This is a genomic window from Dermacoccus sp. UBA1591, assembly GCF_002322065.1.
GTDB classification, from domain to species: domain Bacteria; phylum Actinomycetota; class Actinomycetes; order Actinomycetales; family Dermatophilaceae; genus Dermacoccus; species Dermacoccus nishinomiyaensis.
This window is the reverse complement of record NZ_DCNR01000100.1, coordinates 511-2,771: the sequence shown is the minus strand read 5'-3', so window position 1 is coordinate 2,771 and position 2,261 is coordinate 511. Positions and strand designations below refer to the sequence as shown.

General features: G+C 69.3%; 2 protein-coding genes. Both read left to right on the top strand.

Annotated elements, in window-relative coordinates; genetic code table 11:
* Positions 1-91: 91 nt before the first annotated feature.
* Positions 92-1,492 (top strand): LssY C-terminal domain-containing protein, encoded by a 1,401-nt coding sequence (locus tag B2284_RS11215; protein WP_286697528.1) that lies wholly within the window; start codon positions 92-94, stop codon positions 1,490-1,492.
* A 419-nt stretch (positions 1,493-1,911) separates the two neighbouring features.
* The coding region (locus tag B2284_RS11210) for a PadR family transcriptional regulator (RefSeq protein ID WP_286697527.1) at positions 1,912-2,261 on the top strand (350 nt) is incomplete at its 3' end.

Below are 2,261 nucleotides of genomic sequence, written 5' to 3'. Positions count from 1 at the left end.
GCCACGCCGCCGGCCGGGATGCGGGGCGAACGCGGGGGAAAATGGGGTGCGCACCCTCGTCCGGAGGGGGTCGTGACGGGTGGGGAGGACCATGGAACGCGACGGACGCTCGAGCGAGACACGCGCGAGCACCGACCCCTCGCGCGCCCTGGCCCCGGTCCGCGAATCCGGCGCGGGTGAGGCCGCTGAGCCGGTCGTCATGATGGGCGGCCTCGGCCGGCATCTCGGGCTGGCATGGCTGGAGAACGTCTTCTTCTTCGCCGTCATGATCTGCTCGTTCGTCTTCGCCGTGCTGCTGCTACGCGAGGCGACGTGGTCGTGGTCGCTGCTCCTGTTGCTCGTCGGGTTCTGGGCCGTCATGGCCTACCTGGCGCTGCCACGGTTGCACCGCGTCCTCACGACGATCTACGTGCCCGACTACTTCATCGGCTGCAGCCGTACGACGGACGGGCGCCTCGGCGATCCCCTCAACCTCGCATTCATCGGCGACGAACAGCAGATCCACGAGACGATGACGCGCGCCGGGTGGGTCAAGGCCGACCCGGTGACGCTCGGGTCGAGCGTCCGCATCGTCGTGTCGTCGCTGCTGCGCCGCAGCTACGCCGAGGCGCCCGTCAGCCCGCTCGTGCTGTTTCGGCGCACGCAGGAGTTCGCCTACCAGCAGGAGGTGGACGGCAACCCGTCGCAACGTCACCACGTACGGTTCTGGCCGACGCCCGACGAGTGGTTGCTGCCCGGCGGCCGGCGGGTCGATTGGCTCGCGTCGGGCACGTTCGACTCCGGCGTCGGCCTGTCGTTCTTCACGCTGCAGGTCACGCACCGTATCGCCCGCGACATCGACACCGAACGCGACCACGTGCTGCGCACGGTGACGGACGCCGATCCGGCCGTCAGCGTCGAGATGCTCCACGACTTCACGAGCGGCTACCACAGCCGCAACGGCGGCGGCGACGCAGTGATGACGGACGGCGACCTGCCCGTCGTCGACCTCACCGCCGTTGCCGTCGCCCCGGGCGCGACGGTGTACGGCGCCAGCGAGGACGGGCAGGTGCTCGGCACGGTGGGGCGTCGCCCGCCATCGATCGTCGCGGCCTGCGTGCTCGCGGTGGCCTCTGCCCTCGTGTCGATGGCGGCGCTCGTCTGGGGCGGCGACGGTGTTCTGGGGCCGAACGGCCGGGACGTCCTCGGCGACGTTCCGGCCGAGTTGCCGACGAACGTCGCCCTGTGGATCGGGGTATTGACGTATGTGCCGATCCTGTGGCTCGCGTACCGCACGTTCTTCGGCGGGGTGTGGGCGCGACTCATCATGATCGCTCTCGTCACCCTGTCGCAGGCGAGCCAGATGTGGCAGTACCTGCAGGGCACGCGGCCGACGTTCGGCGCGTTGCTGTCCCTCTCCGTCGACCTGCTCGTCGTCTATGCGCTGACGAGCCTGTCGGCGCGCGATTGGGTCGAGCAGGGCCTCGTCGAGGGTGAGGGCGCCGCGGCCTGACGGTGTGGTGTTTCACGTGAAACGCGCTCGTGCTCTGCTCGTGGCTGACAGACTCGCTCGCCCGGTCAGTCAGCGAGGGTCTGCTCGATGCCCTCACGGTACGACCCGCGACCTCAGGGGCCGATGGCAACCTCTACACGGGTCAGAACCCGCAGTCGACCGGCGCCCTCGCCGAGCGGATCCTCGCCGACCTCTCCTGACGTCTACGGCTGCCCCGGCGCGACGGGCGTCGCGCCGGGGCAGCCGTGCGCTTCGCTCAGGGGTGAATGTGACCAAGAACCGCCGATGTGGCCATGAGCCGCAAAGGTGGACGAAATTCGCAGAGGTGGACGTAGATCGCCGTTGCGTACGGGGCGGGTGAGCAAGGTCACGGGAACGAGGGTTTCGTTTTTGAATAGTCCATGTGGAATAGTCATCGCGTGACCACAACAGACCCCCTGGACGTGGCGCCGCTGGCGGTCGCCGTCCTCAGTCTTCTCGCGGAGCGCGACATGCATCCGTACGAGATGATCCAGACCCTCCGCGCGCGCCGGGAGGATCAGTGGGTGAAGCTGCGGCCCGCGTCGCTCTACCACAAGGTCGACGGGCTCGTGGCGCGCGGCCTCGCGGAGGTCGTGGGCACCGAGCGGGACGGCAACCGCCCGCCCCGCACGACGTACCGCCTCACGGACGCGGGGCGCGAGCTCCTCGTCGCGTGGATCAGCTCCGCCATCACCGTCGTCGAGAACCCCTACTTCTCGTTCTCCCTCGCCCTCGGCGAGCTCGAGGC